Below are 14,390 nucleotides of genomic sequence, written 5' to 3' on the forward strand. Positions count from 1 at the left end.
ATTTAATCTGCTTTCTTCCAAATCACTCTGTTAACAATCTCTGTATAACTTTGTATGATTTTAACAACTTTTTGAGAAACGTTTGTATCAATATAATCATGTGCATCAATATACGGTGCATTATCCTCTTGCATTGCTTTAGCGAGTTCAACTGATTGAACTAAATTATCATATTTAATTCCCCCAATAATTACTGTTCCTTTATCAATTACTTCCGGTCTTTCAGTCGACGTACGGATCAACACTCCTGGGAATTTCAGCATTGATGATTCTTCTGACAATGTTCCACTGTCACTTAATACAACGAATGCGTTTTTCTGAAGGTGGTTATAATCAAAGAACCCAAATGGTTTTAATTGTCTTACAAGCGGGTGGAATTTAAAGTTACGTTCCTCAATTTTCTTCCAGCTTCTTGGATGTGTAGAGTAGATGACTGGGACTTGATACTGTTCAGCAATTTCATTAATCGCATTCATCAGTGAATTGAAGTTCTCTTCGTTATCAATGTTCTCTTCACGATGAGCAGATACTAAGATGTATTTTTCTTTTTCAAGTTCTAGTTGTTTTAATACTTCGCTATTATTGATCTTATCTTCATATTGTTCGAGTACTTCTCTCATTGGAGAACCAGTTACGAAAATATGTTCTTTCTTGAATCCTTCATCTAACAAGTAGCGTCTTGAATGCTCTGTATAAGGTAAGTTGATGTCTGACACATGGTCAACAATCTTACGGTTAATTTCTTCAGGTACATTCTGGTCAAAACATCTGTTACCTGCTTCCATATGAAATACTGGAATCTTCAGGCGTTTCGCTGCTACTGCTGATAAACAGCTGTTAGTATCTCCAAGAATCAAAAGTGCATCAGGCTGCTCCTGCGCTAAAACGGCATATGATTTGGCAATAATGTTACCCATTGTTTCACCTAAGTCGCTCCCTACTGCTTCCAAGAAATGATCCGGCTCACGCAACTCAAGTTCTTCGAAGAAAACTTGATTTAGCGTGTAGTCATAGTTCTGACCCGTATGCACTAATACTTGATTGAAATATTTATCACATGCTTTGATTGTTGCTGACAAACGAATGATTTCTGGTCTTGTACCAACAATGGTCATTAATTTTAATTTTTCCATGATTAAACCTCCAAGAAATATGTATCTGGTGTATTCGGATCAAATATTTCGTTCACCCACATAACAGTAACCATATCAGTATCGCCCAGGTTCTCGATGTTATGTGTATAACCGACTGGTATATCGACGACTTCAAGTTTATCTCCCGATACGAAGTATTCAATAACCTTCTCTTCGTCCGGCTTGCGGAATCTGATGACTCCTTTGCCTGACACAACTAAGAATTTCTCATTCTTCGTATGGTGCCAGTGATTCCCTTTAGTAATACCAGGCTTACTGATATTGACTGACACTTGTCCCCTGTCCGGTGTTTTCAAGAACTCCGTGAATGATCCTCTATCATCTGTGTGCATTGTCAATGGATAGCTGAATTCATCTTCCGGCAGGAAGCTTAAATAAGTGCTATATAATGCTTTCTCAAACGCATCGTCGAACTTTGGTAACGTACGTCTTTCGCGGTCTTCCTTGAATGATTGTATCAATGATGCAATACGACCTAACGTCACTTGATGCTGGTTAGGCACAGTATACTCACCGTTGATGATGGTCGGATTCCCCTCAAGTGCACGCTTGAACTCATCCATAATGTCATCAATATAATTAAGTGTCAGTTCAACAGATGGATCGTTCACTTGAATTTCTTCATTACGTGCAACTTTGTGGCAGAACGTTGCAATCACTGTATTGTAGTTCGGGCGTGACCACTTGCCGAATAAGTTCGGAAGACGGTAAATCAGTATTTCATTACCGTTCTCTTTGCCGAATGCCTCGAGCACTTCTTCTGCTGCTCTCTTGCTTCTGCCATATGGATTATCTAGTGCTGCTTGTATAGTCGAGGAGAAGACAATTGAAGGTTTCTTGTCATTATGAGCCAATGCATCCAGCATCGAACGAAGTGTGTCTACATTGCCTCTCTGAAACTCATCTTCAGTTTCAGGACGATTGACACCGGCCAGATAAAAGACAAAATCTGCTGTCTGCATCGCTTCTTTAATTTCTTCTGCAGATGACTGACGTGTAATTTTAATGACTTCATAGACTTCATTGCTTGATAACTCCGCACTCAAGTTCTTACCGACAAATCCATTTGCTCCTGTAATGACGATTTTCATGAGATCCTCCTATTTAACTTTGTAGTTTTTAAGTTCTGATTTCACATAATCCAGTTCAAGCAGCTTCTGCTTAATCTCTTCTATATTCAATCGATATGTATTATCTGAGTTATATTCCTGTGCCTGACTGATTTCTTGAGAACCTTCTTCGAAGTAATTCTCGTAGTTCAAGTCACGGGAATCAGCTGGAATACGGTAATACTGCCCCATATCTTCTGCCTGTGCACTCTCTTCAACTGTAAGAAGCGTCTCATATTTCTTCTCACCATGACGTGTACCGATGACTTTGATTTCATTATCAGCATTGAACAATTCTTTTACTGCCTGTGCCAGGTCACCTACTGTAGAAGCTGGTGATTTCTGAACCATAATATCTCCTGCATTGGCATGTTCAAAAGCATGCACTACAAGTTCAACCGCTTCTTCAAGACTCATCAAATAACGTGTCATTGCACTGTCTGTCACTGTCAGCGGCTGTCCTGACTTAATCTGTTCGATGAAGAGCGGAATAACAGAGCCACGTGATGCCATCACATTACCATAACGTGTACCACAAATCAGCGTTTCTTCCGGGCTGATATTACGAGACTTTGCTACAAATACTTTTTCCATCATCGCTTTTGAGATACCCATTGCATTGACAGGGTAGGCAGCTTTATCTGTCGACAGACAGATGACTTTACGGACCTTATTATCAATTGCCATATTCAATACATTATCAGTTCCAATAACATTCGTCTGTACGGCTTCCATCGGGAAAAATTCACACGAAGGGACTTGTTTGAGTGCGGCCGCATGAAAGACATAATCTACACCTTTCATTGCATAATTTAAACTGTTTACATTACGAACATCTCCGATATAGAATTTAATCTTATCGTTATTATATTGCTTTCTCATGTCATCCTGCTTCTTCTCATCACGTGAGAAGATACGGATTTCCTTAATGTCGGTCTGTAGGAATCGATCAAGTACCGCATTACCGAAAGACCCCGTACCGCCTGTAATAAGCAATGTTTTATCTTTAAACAATTAAAGTCACCTCATTAATATTAGTGATTACTATTCACCTTGTGCATAATAGTAATAATTAGATCCTTCTTCTTTTACATCTAGTTCATTTAATACAACACCTAAAATCTTTGCTTCACTTTTCTCAAGTTCAGTTTTTGCATCGACTACTTTTTCACGGTGTCTGTTGTTTGCATTAACCACCAGTAATGATCCATCTACTAAGTTAGCGACAATTTTTGAGTCAGTAACAGCTAGTATAGGTGCTGTATCAATAATGACAATATCGTATGCTTGGTCTAGAGTCTCCAATAAATCCTCCATCACTAATGACCCAAGTAATTCCGATGGATTCGGCGGAACAGCTCCCGATGTAATCAAATGAAGATTTTCAACTTCAGTTGGTTTTATAGCTTGCTCTAATTCGCCTTGTCCTGAGATAACCGTTGAGAGCCCTATCACATTATTGACTCCAAATATTTTGTGCTGAGTAGGTTTACGCATATCTGCATCAATGACTACCGTCTTATATCCCGCTTGTGCAAAAGCTGTCGCCGTATTTGCAGTGACTGTTGATTTTCCTTCTCCAGGTTCAGATGACGTGATCATAACACGTTTAATCTCTTTGTCTGATGACGTGAATAATATATTAGTTCTTAACGTTCTGAACTGTTCTGAAATTACCGATTTCGGTCTGTTCATTACTTCTAACTGGTTGATAACATTCTTTCTTTTCTTCGCCATAATTTACCCCTGCTCTTCTATCTTGTGAATCTTACCTAATGTCGGCAGTCCAAGATATTGTTCTACTTTTTCTTCTGTATTCAATCTGTTGTCTAACATCTTCTTCAAGAATGCAATCGCTGTTCCTATTATCGCCCCTAGTAGACCTGCGATAATAGCATTATTCAATGGTTTAGGCTTAATGGGAAACTGTTCTTCATTTTCATCTGCTTTTGAGAATACAGATAAGTTATCGACGCCCATAACCCGTTTAACTTCTTTTTGTGTCATGCTTGCCAGCTCATTTGCTATTTGTGCATTCTGCTTCGTTTGCGGACCAGTTACATTAATTTTCATCAGCTGGGAATTCGCTTCACTGGTCACAGCAATTCTGCCGGCCATATCTTCTTCATTAAGGTCTAATTTTAAGTTATCAATTACTTTTTGACGCACAACTTTAGAATTAACCATCTGGCTGTATGTATTGATCAGTTGCAGGTTGGTCTGCACTTGTCCCGGATTATAGACGTTTGTATCTTTGCCTTTTTGGTTAATGATGACTTGTGCCTCTGATTGATAGACTGGTGATTTCAGCAATGCAGAATACAGAAAAGCAATCAATGCAAAAGTCACAGCCAATCCTATGATCCATTTCATATTTCTTTTCAATATCTCCAAAACTTCCTTTAAATCAATAACTTCTTCCATATTTCCTCCTAAATGCTAACATGTTTTATTTAACTATACCTCAATTTTAAATTCCTTTAAATAGCAAAAGCAGATTGATAGGCAAATTTTTCACTCTACGTTACATACACTTAACATACTTAATATCATTTACATTCCCGTAACGCTCCAACTATGCCAAAAAAAGAGCCACAGTAACCTGCGACTCTTCCTATTCATCATCCTTATAAAAATCATTCACCAGACTTCCAAATTCCTTGATCATCTGTTCAACCTTTTCTACACTATCTTCCCGGATCGACAGCTCCACTGTTCTTTCGTCCAGCGGCACTCTTTCTTTATGTATCAACCTGTTATCATATAAATTTTTAACAGATTTATTAATCTGATTCGTCTTCATCATTTCACTTTGAATAATCGATCTTAATTGAATCGATTTGTTCTTATAAATGATTAGCAATAACTTAAATTCATGTATACTTAATTCATGTTTTTCAGTAAAATTATAGAGTAATTGATATTCTCTTCCCAACGCTTCGTAGAAGTTCATAGAGGTCTCTAAGCTCTTTTTCAACGGCATTCCTTCTTCTCCTTCCTTTCTGTCTCTACAATAAAGACAGTTATACTCTTTAAACATATATTTTAACGTATAGTTAATATTTTTACTATATAATACGTTCGATTTCTCAAAAATAATTCGTATAGTGAATAATTTTTATTATATTTTATATACAATATGCATATAATAAAGCATTTCAATGATGTTCATCTGTTGAATGATTGACCGCTATTTTTCCAAAGAAAAAAACCTTACCGGCTTAAATCTTCAATTATCATCCCGTTTTCTTTCGATGATAATAGAGATTCCACCGATTAAGGTAATCAATAATGCTGCCGCTACGGCATTACTATCAATCTTACCAGCACTTTCTGTAAACGATAGTATGTGCCTGTTGTAGCTGACCTGACCTGCGAAACTGATGTCAGGATTAAGGAACAGAGTCATCAGTGCCATATAACAGAGAGTCAGTATCATTTTTTTCCGCACTGCTTCACCTTCTCTTATCTGAATTTTCTGATATTTTTCTTTAGTTTAACTCTATTTCGCTTGACATTCAACAGAAAAACACCTCTCAATCGGATAAGTAATGATGCAGCAGTATGAGTCGTTCATCTATTCATTTTATGGCTCTCTCTTTCCTGGCATGTTTCTATCTTGGATAAATCAGCGGGCTCTCTGTTCAGAGCATTGCAATAAGCCCTTCATAATTTTGATTATGAAGGGCTTATTCATTTCAGTATAGCATACAGTCAATATGCATCCAATTTCACACAATATAGTTTATGAATTTTATTTTTTGAACTGGTACACTTTGATCAAAGGGTGCATATCAGCCGGATAATGCCGGCGGATGTCATCCGCCGTCTGACGGGTCATACCAATGATACGGAAATCCGGGTCAACTGTGTAAGTGGCATCCGTCTTGCCGAGCGTTGCCGGACTGCCGTCGTGTTGGAACGGCAGGTGTACAGTATGTCCTCGAGAAGCCTGGAAGAGCGGCTTCAGTACTGCCGGCTCCAGCCGATCAATGTCTTCAATGATGATCGCCTGCTCATTCAAGTGCTTCGTCAGTACGCCCGGATGGAACGTCGTCACCTCTTCTTCGACGTACTGGCCGTACAATGTGCCTGCTGTCCATGTGTCGTCAGCGATATAGTACGGCGTGTCTGCCGCTAACTTCAAGTAATTTTTGACGATATCATAAGGATCGGTCATGTCGCCAGTCACAAACAGATGGATGACTTTAGCAGCGGGCGCTTTGTCCGGCAGCTTACGGCCGCTCGGTGTGACGAATACTTTTGAACTGTCAGGGTTCGGCAGATTGGCCTGCTTGATCAGCTCGTGCAAGTACGGCGTTGTCTTAAGCGGTTCCTCTTCCTTGTCACCCGCCTCAAGCATGACGTCATACTGCACTTTGGTCAGTTCTGTGACGGATTCGTTCCAGTTGTCAGCGAGGAAGTGCTGGGCACGGAGCATCGGCTCACGGTCCAGATCATAGATGGTCTTGTAGTCGATATCTCCTAAATACTTGATCATCACTGCTGTTGAATCGGTGCGGCCTTGAATGACCGGTAGTTTCTGCATGGCTGACGTCACTTCGGCGACACCGTATATACCGCGCTCCGGTGCTGTCCGGTAGATGATGACGCGGTCTCCCTGCTGCATCTCCTGATAATGCTTGAAGCCGTTACGCTCGATACCGTTCACGGTGCGGACGAAGATTGTATACTCTTCTCCTTTAACAAAAGGCTCCATCTCCTTCATCAAGAAGTAGCGGTTGATCTTCTCCTCTCCGCGGCCGACAGCAACAATCTGCTCATAGTCTTCTTCACTGAGCGGGTTCAGCAGCTGCTCCTTCATGCGGGACAGCGTTGTCTTCAGCTGTTCGCTGCGTGCTAAATAGTCCTTCGTGACCGGGTTCAGCGTCTCTTCCAGGCGGAAATGGATGATAATCTTACCGCGCCTAGGCTCTTCGTATTTGACGACAGTCCCTGCCCCGAGCAGACCGAGCTTGTTCTGTACTTGATAGAAGATCACTTTATCCCCGAGCCGTGCACGTTTGAATGCCGTGTAGCCTTCTGACGGATTGAAATGAACAGATGAATCAAAGACAGAGACCTGCCCGGTCAAATCTTCGACATGATTGAAGCGGTTATAGCCGCAGTTCAACCAGAAATAATGTGGGCTCATAATTGCCTCCTTAAAGTGTATAGTGCCATTATACTGAAATTACTTTTTGCGTGCATAGCGATAGCTGTGATTGGATTCGATTGTCAACCTATCTCTAAAAAAGGACGACCCGCTGACGACAAGCGGGCCGCACGTGTTATGTCGCGTCGTTCTTCTGCAGTAAAACAGCGATGACTGCGAGCAGTACAGTGAATATTAATTTCTTTGTCATAGCAACCTCCTACCATATGCCTAATAATTGCTGCAGAATGAGTGTCGTCACAGTGACGATGAACCAAGTGACGGCACCGAGCATAACCGGCCGGTAGCCGATAGCCTTGAATGACTTCAAGTCGACGGACAGACCGATTCCGGCAAGTGCAACGGCAATCATGAAGGTCGCCGCCTGCTTGATGAGTGCGACCAGTTCCTCAGGCAGCGGGACGATGCTGACGAACACACTTGCCAGGAAGAAATAAACGATGAACCACGGCATGATTTTCTTGATGGCTACTGTCTGCTCCTGCTGCTCGCGGCGGACTTTGATGACTAACAGCAGCAGACATACCGGCACAATCATCAGCGCGCGGACAAGCTTGACGACGGTCGCTGTATCCCCCGCTTCTTGACTGAACGTATAGCCGGCAGCGACCACACTGCTCGTATCGTTGATGGCAGCACCCGCAAAGTAACCGAAGCCGGTTGACGTCATGTTCAGCAAGTGGCCGAGCACCGGGAACAGGAACACCGCTATGATATTGAAGAGAAAGATCGTCGAAATAGAAAAGGCAATCTCCTCATCGTCCGCTTCGACAATCGGACTCGCGGCTGCAATGGCTGACCCGCCGCAAATAGCCGTGCCGACGCCGATCAATGTACGGATGCGTTCAGGAATGCCCATCCAGCGGCCGATGACATAGCTGCATAACAGTGCAGCCGTTATCGTCGTCAACGTGATCGGCAGCGATGACAGGCCGAGAGTGACCGCTGTTCTGAAGCTCAACGTGAAGCCCATCAATATAATCGCATACTGCAGTATTTTCTTTCCTGAATACTTGATGCCGGGTTCATAGTCAGACGGCAGCGCTACCAGCTGTCTGATGATGATTCCGAGGATGATGCTGAACACTGCCGCTCCTATCAGCGGTACGAAGCTGCCGAGAATTGTTGCGGCTGCGGCGACAGCTGTCGTCAGAAAGATTCCTTTTGTTTTCATAATGCCACCTCATTTGCTTATTATTTTATCATAACAATTCATGCTATAATAAATCATATTTTTGTAGATGGAAGGGATTCAATGAAGATATTCACTAAAGTACTGCTGATTATACTGGCAGCTGTCGTTATGACGGGCGGCACGGCCGACGCCAAACGCTATGACGTGACGTTCGACCGGGCGATTGACGGCGACACGCTCAGCGTCAAACAGAACGGCCGCAAGAAGACTGTCCGCCTGCTGTTAGTTGATACACCAGAGTCAAAGAAGCCGAACACTCCTGTCCAGCCGTATAGTCTGGAAGCAGCGAAATATACAGAATCGCTTGTGAAGACATGCGATTTGTCAATCGAACATGATTCAAAAGGACGCTATGACCGTTACAAACGTGAACTCGTCTACTTGTACTGTGGTGATGACATGGTCAACGAAATGCTCGTCCGTAAAGGGTATGCCCGGGTCGGCTACATCTACCAGCAGAAAGACCATCTGTACGAACTGCAGGAGGCAGAGCGTTACGCCAAGCAGAAGAAACTGAAGATCTGGTCACTGGAAGGCTATGTCAACGAGGACGGTGAAGGGTTCAACACGACGACAGAAGAGCGCGAGAAAGAAGTCGATATCGTCGAGAAGATTCGTGCAGCGCTCTACCGGATAGTCGATGCAGCACTCGATACGCTTATCAAAGAAATAGAGAAAAGACTGTAGACAACTGGTTTTTGTGACAGTGGTTTTTTTTGCTTCAAAAAATTATATTTCCTAACTGAAACTTCTTATGTATAATTGAGTTAATTTATACCATTTTTATACAATAAGGAGAAGATCATGATGAAATTATTCCGCCTACTGCTGATCAGCGTTCTGTTCACCGCGCTATCATTCAGCGCGCTGCCTGGTGCCGAAGCAGCCTCGCGTCAAACCGTCTACTATGCAAGCACGGTTGACGGCGACACACTGAAAGTAACAACAACGAGCGGGAAGCTGTTGACATTAAGACTGCTGCTCATCGATACCCCTGAATCCGTCAAGCCGAACACCCCCGTTCAACCTTACAGCAAAGAAGCAAAGACATATTTGACCAAGCTCGCGAAGTCCGGCAAGCTGTCCATCCAGTATGACACCGGCGGCAAAACAGATTACTACGGCCGACATCTCGTCTATTTGTACAGCGGCAGCACGATGATCAACGAGAAGCTGGTCTATAACGGGTACGCACGGGTCGGCTATATTTACAGCCAGCGTAAATATTTAGCGACGTTGAATAAAGCACAGACACATGCGCAGCAAGCCAAGCTGCGAATCTGGAAGACACCAGGCTACGTCAATCCTTATGGTGAAGGGTTCGTCGTCAAGAAAGCCGCAACGTCTAAGAAGCCGACATCAGTGAAGCTGAAATCAGCACCCACGTATTTGAAGAATTGTACGGAAGTGAGAAAGTATTATCCGTACGGCATCACATCGAAACATCCTTCCTATCGCCCAGCATTTGACCGCGATAAAGACAAGGTCGGCTGTGAACAGAACTAATCAATAACAGGCTGGAACTCAAGCGAGTTCCAGCCTGTTTGCGTATGTGTTCTCCTCGTCACTACACCTAATACATCTCTTCTTTGATCAGCGGATGGATGTCAATCGTCTCCAGTTTGTTGACATCACTATAGTGATAGACTGTGTCATATAGTTTTTTCTGGTCTTTTTGCAGGCGTTCGATGGAATACTGCTTGAGTGTGTCATCTGGGCCGAATACATATTCGATGCTGAATTCATCGACCGGTGCATCGTTCAGGTTCAACTTTGTCAGCGCGTCTTTGTCTTTCAGCAGCTGCCGGCTTGATGTGAAGATGATCTGCTGCTGCTCTGTTGTGACTTTGAAATACTGCTTGTATCGCTTAAGGAACTTCATCTGTTCATCGTAGACATCGATGACTTCACTTGCTTTACTCTTCACGACGCGGTTATGGGCGAGTCGATACTGGGTGTCGTCTGTGATATAAGTGACGGATTGTTTGTGACCTCCTGTGACGATCTGGGCCATGCCGTCTTTGTAGGACATTGACTGTGAGATGTCGCGGTCGCTGTAGTCACTATCACTTGTCATTTCCATGTGATAGCTTGAAATGGCTTCATTGGCGCTCAGCACCCGCTCCAGTTTGTTATCTTTTTCGTTGTCACTGCATGCAGTCATCATGACCATCACCACCAGTAGTAGTATTTTCTTCATAGCGCTTCACCCCTGTTGTTGTTCAGCTACAAGCATAACAAAAAACACATCCGAAATGAACGGATGTGTTAAAAAAAGTTAATCAATGAATGAAGACATAGTCACTCATCTGAGCACGTGTCAGCGTTCTGTATCCAACAACGCCTGGAGGTGTCAAATAGTTCATCTCTGATACTAAAATAGTACCGTCTGCATTGACACGTTCAACGAATGCCACGTGCCCCAGCCATCCTGCTGTTGTTTGAGCAATTGCTCCTACTTCAGGTGTGCTGTTCACTGTGAAGCCATCGTTTTTTGCACCGTTTGCCCAGTTATTAGCATTCCACCAGTAAGTAGAAATACCTTTGCCGATTGCAGCACGTTTGTTGAAGACATGCCATGTACATTGTCCGTAGTCATACCAGTTCTGGTGGTTGAATACGGGAGACGTTGTCGTCTGCTGCGGTACAGGTTCAGCTGTTGGTGCGGGTGCTTTCTCTGTTGTTGTTACGGCGTTAGAGACAACGAGCTGCTGATTGACGTAGATGATGTTTGATGTCAGGCCGTTCCATGATTTCAGTTTGTCTACAGAAACCCCGTACTGAGTCGCGATTTTGTAGAGGTAATCCCCAGCCTGCACCGTGTACTTCGTGCCGCCTGATGTGGTTGTTGTTGTCGTCGGCGTCTTAGTCGTCGTCGTTGGTGTTTTCACGGGTGCTGACGTTACGGACTCTGAAATCTTCAGCTTCTGCCCCGGGAAGATCAAGTAAGACGATAAGTTGTTCAATTCCATGATTTTCGTATACGTCGTGTCGTACTTCATAGCAATCAATGATAAGCTTTCGCCCGATTGAACAATGTGTGTTCCTGCGGTCGTTGTTGTTGTCGTCGTCGTCGATTCAGGTTTCTTCTGCGTGGTTGGTTTAGCTGCTGTCGTGCCACCTGAACTGGAGACAACAAGACGCTGATTCGGAAAAATCAGGTTTGAAGTCAAGTTATTCAATTGTTTCAGTTCAGTGACAGAGGTATTGTACTTGTTAGCGATCGCCCATAATGAATCATTGGCTTTCACTGTGTAAGATGCTGCTTCTGCTTGGTAACTGTACGCTGCAGCGGCGGCCGATGCTGTCGTCGCCATAATAAAAACTTTTTTCTTCAAGCCCTGGTCCTCCATGTCGTTATATTATTGTGATATGTCAATATTATGCCACATGTGGCACGGCCGGAATATTACAGTTTCCTTTCAAATCATTTCAAATGCATTTAATATCAGTCATTTCAAACCCGAACACGAGAGAGATAGAAGCGCCGAAAAGTGAGTATTTACAACGATTGTCGTGTTCGCCTGCCGAACTTTTCCAGTTCATGGATAAATGGCCATTGTCAAAAAAGTGTAAATTTTATTGATGTGTTAAACCGCATTAAATCAATGGTTGAGGGCTTTAATCTATGAACTGTGTAAATTTTTCGACTATTGTAACATAATTGTAATAAACTCATGATTTTTTGATGCTGCAGACGATGGATTCTTAGTTAACATCGACTGGATGACATGCGATAATAAGGTGACTGAAGGAGGCAACTATGAATCGTTTAAAACAATTTGCAAGCAGGATGAAGCGTCAGCTGCTGACACTCTACTTCGCGACGCAGCACAAAGATATTCCGACATCCGTAAAGTTCCTTACACTCTTCATTATCGGCTATGCCATCAGTCCGGTCGATTTGATTCCTGACTTTATACCGGTGCTCGGCATTGTGGATGACCTGGTCCTACTGCCGGTCGGTATCTATATATGCTACAAACTCATTCCAAAGCATGTTCTCGATGACTCTCGTACCATGGATGGTGATATCGATATTAAACATCAATACATCATCACACTGTTCATCATCACCATCTGGGTACTGTTCATTTATTTTGTCGGTCGTGCCGCATATGGTTATTTACAAATCCATCTGTAGTTCATTGTCATGCATTTCGTGGTAAACTAACTATAACTTAACTATAAAGGTGATAATAATGAATGACATAACCTATAACTTCAAAAATATCCCTCAGCTGAAGCTTGGTGAAGAAGTCAGCAACTCTGTGTCACACGGTGTTCCTGCACTGTTCATCCTGCTGTCTCTTCCCTATTTCGCTGTCAAAAGCTATACAATAGGCGGGAATGTCTTTTCAATCGGCATATCGGTATTTCTGATCAGTATTTTCCTGATGTTTCTATCATCAGCCATCTACCACTTGATGCCCTATAACTCCACTCACAAATACGTCATGCGCATTATCGACCACAGCATGATCTACGTCGCGATAGCTGGAAGTTATACGCCGCTTGCCCTTAGTATTGTCGGTGGGAAGCTCGGCTGGACAATCATGATCATTCAGTGGATCATTACTATCGGCGGCATTCTCTACAAAGCGCTGACCGTCAGAGTCAATCCGAAAATCAGTCTTGCGATGTATTTGATTATGGGATGGCTCGGAATTATTTTGTTCCCCATCTTATGGATGAAAGTCGGTCTGACTTTTCTGATATTGATTGTTGCGGGCGGCGTCGCTTATTCTGCCGGTTCGTGGTTCTACGCACAGAAATCAAGACCTTATTTCCATATGATCTGGCACTTCTTCATTTTAATCGGTGCCGCCTGCCATTTTGTCGCGCTGTTATATTTTGCGCTGTAACGATGTTTAATTTACTGGTGACGTGGTAAACATTAATTGTATAACAACTTAATGAAACGGAGTGATTGTTAATGGATTTCAACAAAGGTTTAGACGATTTGAAAGACAAAGGTCAACAGCATTTCGAGGATAATAAAGACGAATATACTGAAAAAGGTAAAGACTACGTCAATGACAAATTCGGCGGAGACAATGCCGATGCCGGCAAAGATATGGAAGCTGATGCTGACAGAGACGATACGTCAAGAGACGAAAAATAATACGAGCGCACGTTGTTAATACAACGTGCTTTTTTTATAAGTGAGGGAATGGCTATGACTTTCAACAATAATTTTGATGATGTCAGCAATGAAGATGGAATAAAGAAGACGTATGAGGACAACGACCCGACGACGCCGTCAATTTCGTACCAGGACCCGGCTGACGACAAGATGGAAGACCCGAATTTTATGGAACAGCTGATTGATGATTTATTTTTAGATGAAGATGCCCAAAGGAGTGAATGACATGGCTGAAGAACAATATGAAGGTTTGGAAACTGAACAGAACCAACTGACCAATGAAACATTGACGGGCGGCGAGCAGGAAGCAGAACTCGTGAACGATTCATTAGGTGTGGCACCTGACGCAGGAGTGGAAGAACTGGATCCAGATCCACTGATGGATGATGAGATGATTGCTGAGGACGACGAATAGTGTTCGATTGGTTTGATATCAGTGCGATGGATATTTTCATTGCTACATTGCCGTTATTGATACCTAGTATACTGCTCATTGTAGTGATTGGACTCTTCATCAAACAACTGCGTCATCAGAAACGCCTCATCGAACAGCATGACGAGATCATCAGACTGCTTGTCAAACAGGACCGTAAAACGCACGTATAAGGAG

Annotated in this window: 19 protein-coding genes; 8 read left to right on the forward strand and 11 right to left on the reverse strand. The window is 42.9% G+C overall.

Features of this window, described 5'->3' with window-relative positions:
- Positions 1-2: 2 nt before the first annotated feature.
- The 9 genes from wecB to AC3IPL_RS09565 form a co-directional block, all read right to left on the reverse strand.
- Positions 3-1,133, reverse strand: a complete 1,131-nt coding sequence (gene wecB, locus AC3IPL_RS09525) for a non-hydrolyzing UDP-N-acetylglucosamine 2-epimerase (protein WP_489240830.1) — start codon at positions 1,131-1,133, stop codon at positions 3-5.
- A 2-nt stretch (positions 1,134-1,135) separates the two neighbouring features.
- Positions 1,136-2,245, reverse strand: a complete 1,110-nt coding sequence (locus AC3IPL_RS09530; protein ID WP_489240831.1) for a polysaccharide biosynthesis C-terminal domain-containing protein — start codon at positions 2,243-2,245, stop codon at positions 1,136-1,138.
- Positions 2,246-2,254: 9 nt separating this feature from the next.
- Complete coding sequence (locus AC3IPL_RS09535; RefSeq protein ID WP_489240832.1) at positions 2,255-3,277, reverse strand: polysaccharide biosynthesis protein; 1,023 nt, start codon at positions 3,275-3,277, stop codon at positions 2,255-2,257.
- A gap of 30 nt (positions 3,278-3,307) precedes the next feature.
- Positions 3,308-4,000 carry a CpsD/CapB family tyrosine-protein kinase gene (locus tag AC3IPL_RS09540; protein WP_489240833.1) on the reverse strand — a complete coding sequence of 231 codons (693 nt, stop codon included), beginning with the start codon at positions 3,998-4,000 and terminating at the stop codon, positions 3,308-3,310.
- A 3-nt stretch (positions 4,001-4,003) separates the two neighbouring features.
- Complete coding sequence (locus AC3IPL_RS09545; RefSeq protein WP_489240834.1) at positions 4,004-4,687, reverse strand: YveK family protein; 684 nt, start codon at positions 4,685-4,687, stop codon at positions 4,004-4,006.
- Positions 4,688-4,877: 190 nt separating this feature from the next.
- A complete protein-coding gene (locus AC3IPL_RS09550; RefSeq protein WP_489240835.1) occupies positions 4,878-5,246 on the reverse strand; it encodes a transcriptional regulator, SarA/Rot family in 369 nt (122 codons plus the stop codon).
- A gap of 246 nt (positions 5,247-5,492) precedes the next feature.
- Positions 5,493-5,714, reverse strand: a complete 222-nt coding sequence (locus AC3IPL_RS09555) for a hypothetical protein (RefSeq protein ID WP_489240836.1) — start codon at positions 5,712-5,714, stop codon at positions 5,493-5,495.
- A gap of 303 nt (positions 5,715-6,017) precedes the next feature.
- Positions 6,018-7,418 (reverse strand): EVE domain-containing protein, encoded by a 1,401-nt coding sequence (locus AC3IPL_RS09560; protein WP_489240837.1) that lies wholly within the window; start codon positions 7,416-7,418, stop codon positions 6,018-6,020.
- Between the two features lie 220 nt (positions 7,419-7,638).
- Positions 7,639-8,613: a YeiH family protein gene (locus tag AC3IPL_RS09565; protein WP_489240838.1), complete on the reverse strand. Its 975-nt coding sequence runs from the start codon at positions 8,611-8,613 to the stop codon at positions 7,639-7,641.
- Between the two features lie 81 nt (positions 8,614-8,694).
- Between AC3IPL_RS09565 and AC3IPL_RS09570 the strand changes: the two genes are divergently transcribed.
- Positions 8,695-9,321, forward strand: a complete 627-nt coding sequence (locus AC3IPL_RS09570; RefSeq protein ID WP_489240839.1) for a thermonuclease family protein — start codon at positions 8,695-8,697, stop codon at positions 9,319-9,321.
- A gap of 117 nt (positions 9,322-9,438) precedes the next feature.
- A complete protein-coding gene (locus AC3IPL_RS09575; RefSeq protein ID WP_489240840.1) occupies positions 9,439-10,140 on the forward strand; it encodes a thermonuclease family protein in 702 nt (233 codons plus the stop codon).
- Positions 10,141-10,207: 67 nt separating this feature from the next.
- Here AC3IPL_RS09575 and AC3IPL_RS09580 read toward each other — a convergent pair whose 3' ends face one another.
- Positions 10,208-10,834: a hypothetical protein gene (locus tag AC3IPL_RS09580; protein ID WP_489240841.1), complete on the reverse strand. Its 627-nt coding sequence runs from the start codon at positions 10,832-10,834 to the stop codon at positions 10,208-10,210.
- Positions 10,835-10,916: 82 nt separating this feature from the next.
- Complete coding sequence (locus tag AC3IPL_RS09585; RefSeq protein ID WP_489240842.1) at positions 10,917-11,972, reverse strand: LysM peptidoglycan-binding domain-containing protein; 1,056 nt, start codon at positions 11,970-11,972, stop codon at positions 10,917-10,919.
- 425 nt (positions 11,973-12,397) lie between these two features.
- On the opposite strand from AC3IPL_RS09585, the gene AC3IPL_RS09590 reads away from it, so the two are divergent.
- The 6 genes from AC3IPL_RS09590 to AC3IPL_RS09615 all read left to right on the forward strand — a co-directional run bounded on the left by AC3IPL_RS09590 (position 12,398) and on the right by AC3IPL_RS09615 (position 14,386).
- Positions 12,398-12,778 carry a YkvA family protein gene (locus AC3IPL_RS09590; RefSeq protein WP_489240843.1) on the forward strand — a complete coding sequence of 127 codons (381 nt, stop codon included), beginning with the start codon at positions 12,398-12,400 and terminating at the stop codon, positions 12,776-12,778.
- Positions 12,779-12,836: 58 nt separating this feature from the next.
- Positions 12,837-13,499: a PAQR family membrane homeostasis protein TrhA gene (trhA, locus tag AC3IPL_RS09595; protein WP_489240844.1), complete on the forward strand. Its 663-nt coding sequence runs from the start codon at positions 12,837-12,839 to the stop codon at positions 13,497-13,499.
- Positions 13,500-13,570: 71 nt separating this feature from the next.
- Positions 13,571-13,759: a hypothetical protein gene (locus AC3IPL_RS09600; RefSeq protein ID WP_489240845.1), complete on the forward strand. Its 189-nt coding sequence runs from the start codon at positions 13,571-13,573 to the stop codon at positions 13,757-13,759.
- Positions 13,760-13,813: 54 nt separating this feature from the next.
- The gene (locus tag AC3IPL_RS09605) at positions 13,814-14,005 is read left to right on the forward strand and encodes a hypothetical protein (protein ID WP_489240846.1); all 192 of its coding nucleotides are present in this window, start codon (positions 13,814-13,816) and stop codon (positions 14,003-14,005) included.
- Position 14,006: 1 nt separating this feature from the next.
- Positions 14,007-14,195 carry a hypothetical protein gene (locus AC3IPL_RS09610; RefSeq protein ID WP_489240847.1) on the forward strand — a complete coding sequence of 63 codons (189 nt, stop codon included), beginning with the start codon at positions 14,007-14,009 and terminating at the stop codon, positions 14,193-14,195.
- Positions 14,195-14,386 carry a hypothetical protein gene (locus tag AC3IPL_RS09615; RefSeq protein ID WP_489240848.1) on the forward strand — a complete coding sequence of 64 codons (192 nt, stop codon included), beginning with the start codon at positions 14,195-14,197 and terminating at the stop codon, positions 14,384-14,386. The genes AC3IPL_RS09610 and AC3IPL_RS09615 overlap by 1 nt, the downstream gene beginning before the upstream one ends.
- Positions 14,387-14,390 lie beyond the last annotated feature (4 nt).

It is taken from the genome of Macrococcus sp. GL_134 (assembly GCF_057834705.1).

Bases quoted from the DNA above. Each gene is read 5' to 3' on its own strand.
- AC3IPL_RS09545 (WP_489240834.1), bottom strand. From the start codon at position 4,687: ATGGAAGAAGTTATTGATTTAAAGGAAGTTTTGGAGATATTGAAAAGA.
- AC3IPL_RS09575 (WP_489240840.1), top strand. From the start codon at position 9,439: ATGATGAAATTATTCCGCCTACTGCTGATCAGCGTTCTGTTCACCGCG.
- wecB (WP_489240830.1), bottom strand. From the start codon at position 1,133: ATGGAAAAATTAAAATTAATGACCATTGTTGGTACAAGACCAGAAATC.
- AC3IPL_RS09605 (WP_489240846.1), top strand. From the start codon at position 13,814: ATGACTTTCAACAATAATTTTGATGATGTCAGCAATGAAGATGGAATA.
- AC3IPL_RS09600 (WP_489240845.1), top strand. From the start codon at position 13,571: ATGGATTTCAACAAAGGTTTAGACGATTTGAAAGACAAAGGTCAACAG.
- AC3IPL_RS09560 (WP_489240837.1), bottom strand. From the start codon at position 7,418: ATGAGCCCACATTATTTCTGGTTGAACTGCGGCTATAACCGCTTCAAT.
- AC3IPL_RS09550 (WP_489240835.1), bottom strand. From the start codon at position 5,246: ATGCCGTTGAAAAAGAGCTTAGAGACCTCTATGAACTTCTACGAAGCG.
- AC3IPL_RS09610 (WP_489240847.1), top strand. From the start codon at position 14,007: ATGGCTGAAGAACAATATGAAGGTTTGGAAACTGAACAGAACCAACTG.
- AC3IPL_RS09540 (WP_489240833.1), bottom strand. From the start codon at position 4,000: ATGGCGAAGAAAAGAAAGAATGTTATCAACCAGTTAGAAGTAATGAAC.
- trhA (WP_489240844.1), top strand. From the start codon at position 12,837: ATGAATGACATAACCTATAACTTCAAAAATATCCCTCAGCTGAAGCTT.
- AC3IPL_RS09565 (WP_489240838.1), bottom strand. From the start codon at position 8,613: ATGAAAACAAAAGGAATCTTTCTGACGACAGCTGTCGCCGCAGCCGCA.
- AC3IPL_RS09570 (WP_489240839.1), top strand. From the start codon at position 8,695: ATGAAGATATTCACTAAAGTACTGCTGATTATACTGGCAGCTGTCGTT.
- AC3IPL_RS09580 (WP_489240841.1), bottom strand. From the start codon at position 10,834: ATGAAGAAAATACTACTACTGGTGGTGATGGTCATGATGACTGCATGC.
- AC3IPL_RS09530 (WP_489240831.1), bottom strand. From the start codon at position 2,245: ATGAAAATCGTCATTACAGGAGCAAATGGATTTGTCGGTAAGAACTTG.
- AC3IPL_RS09590 (WP_489240843.1), top strand. From the start codon at position 12,398: ATGAATCGTTTAAAACAATTTGCAAGCAGGATGAAGCGTCAGCTGCTG.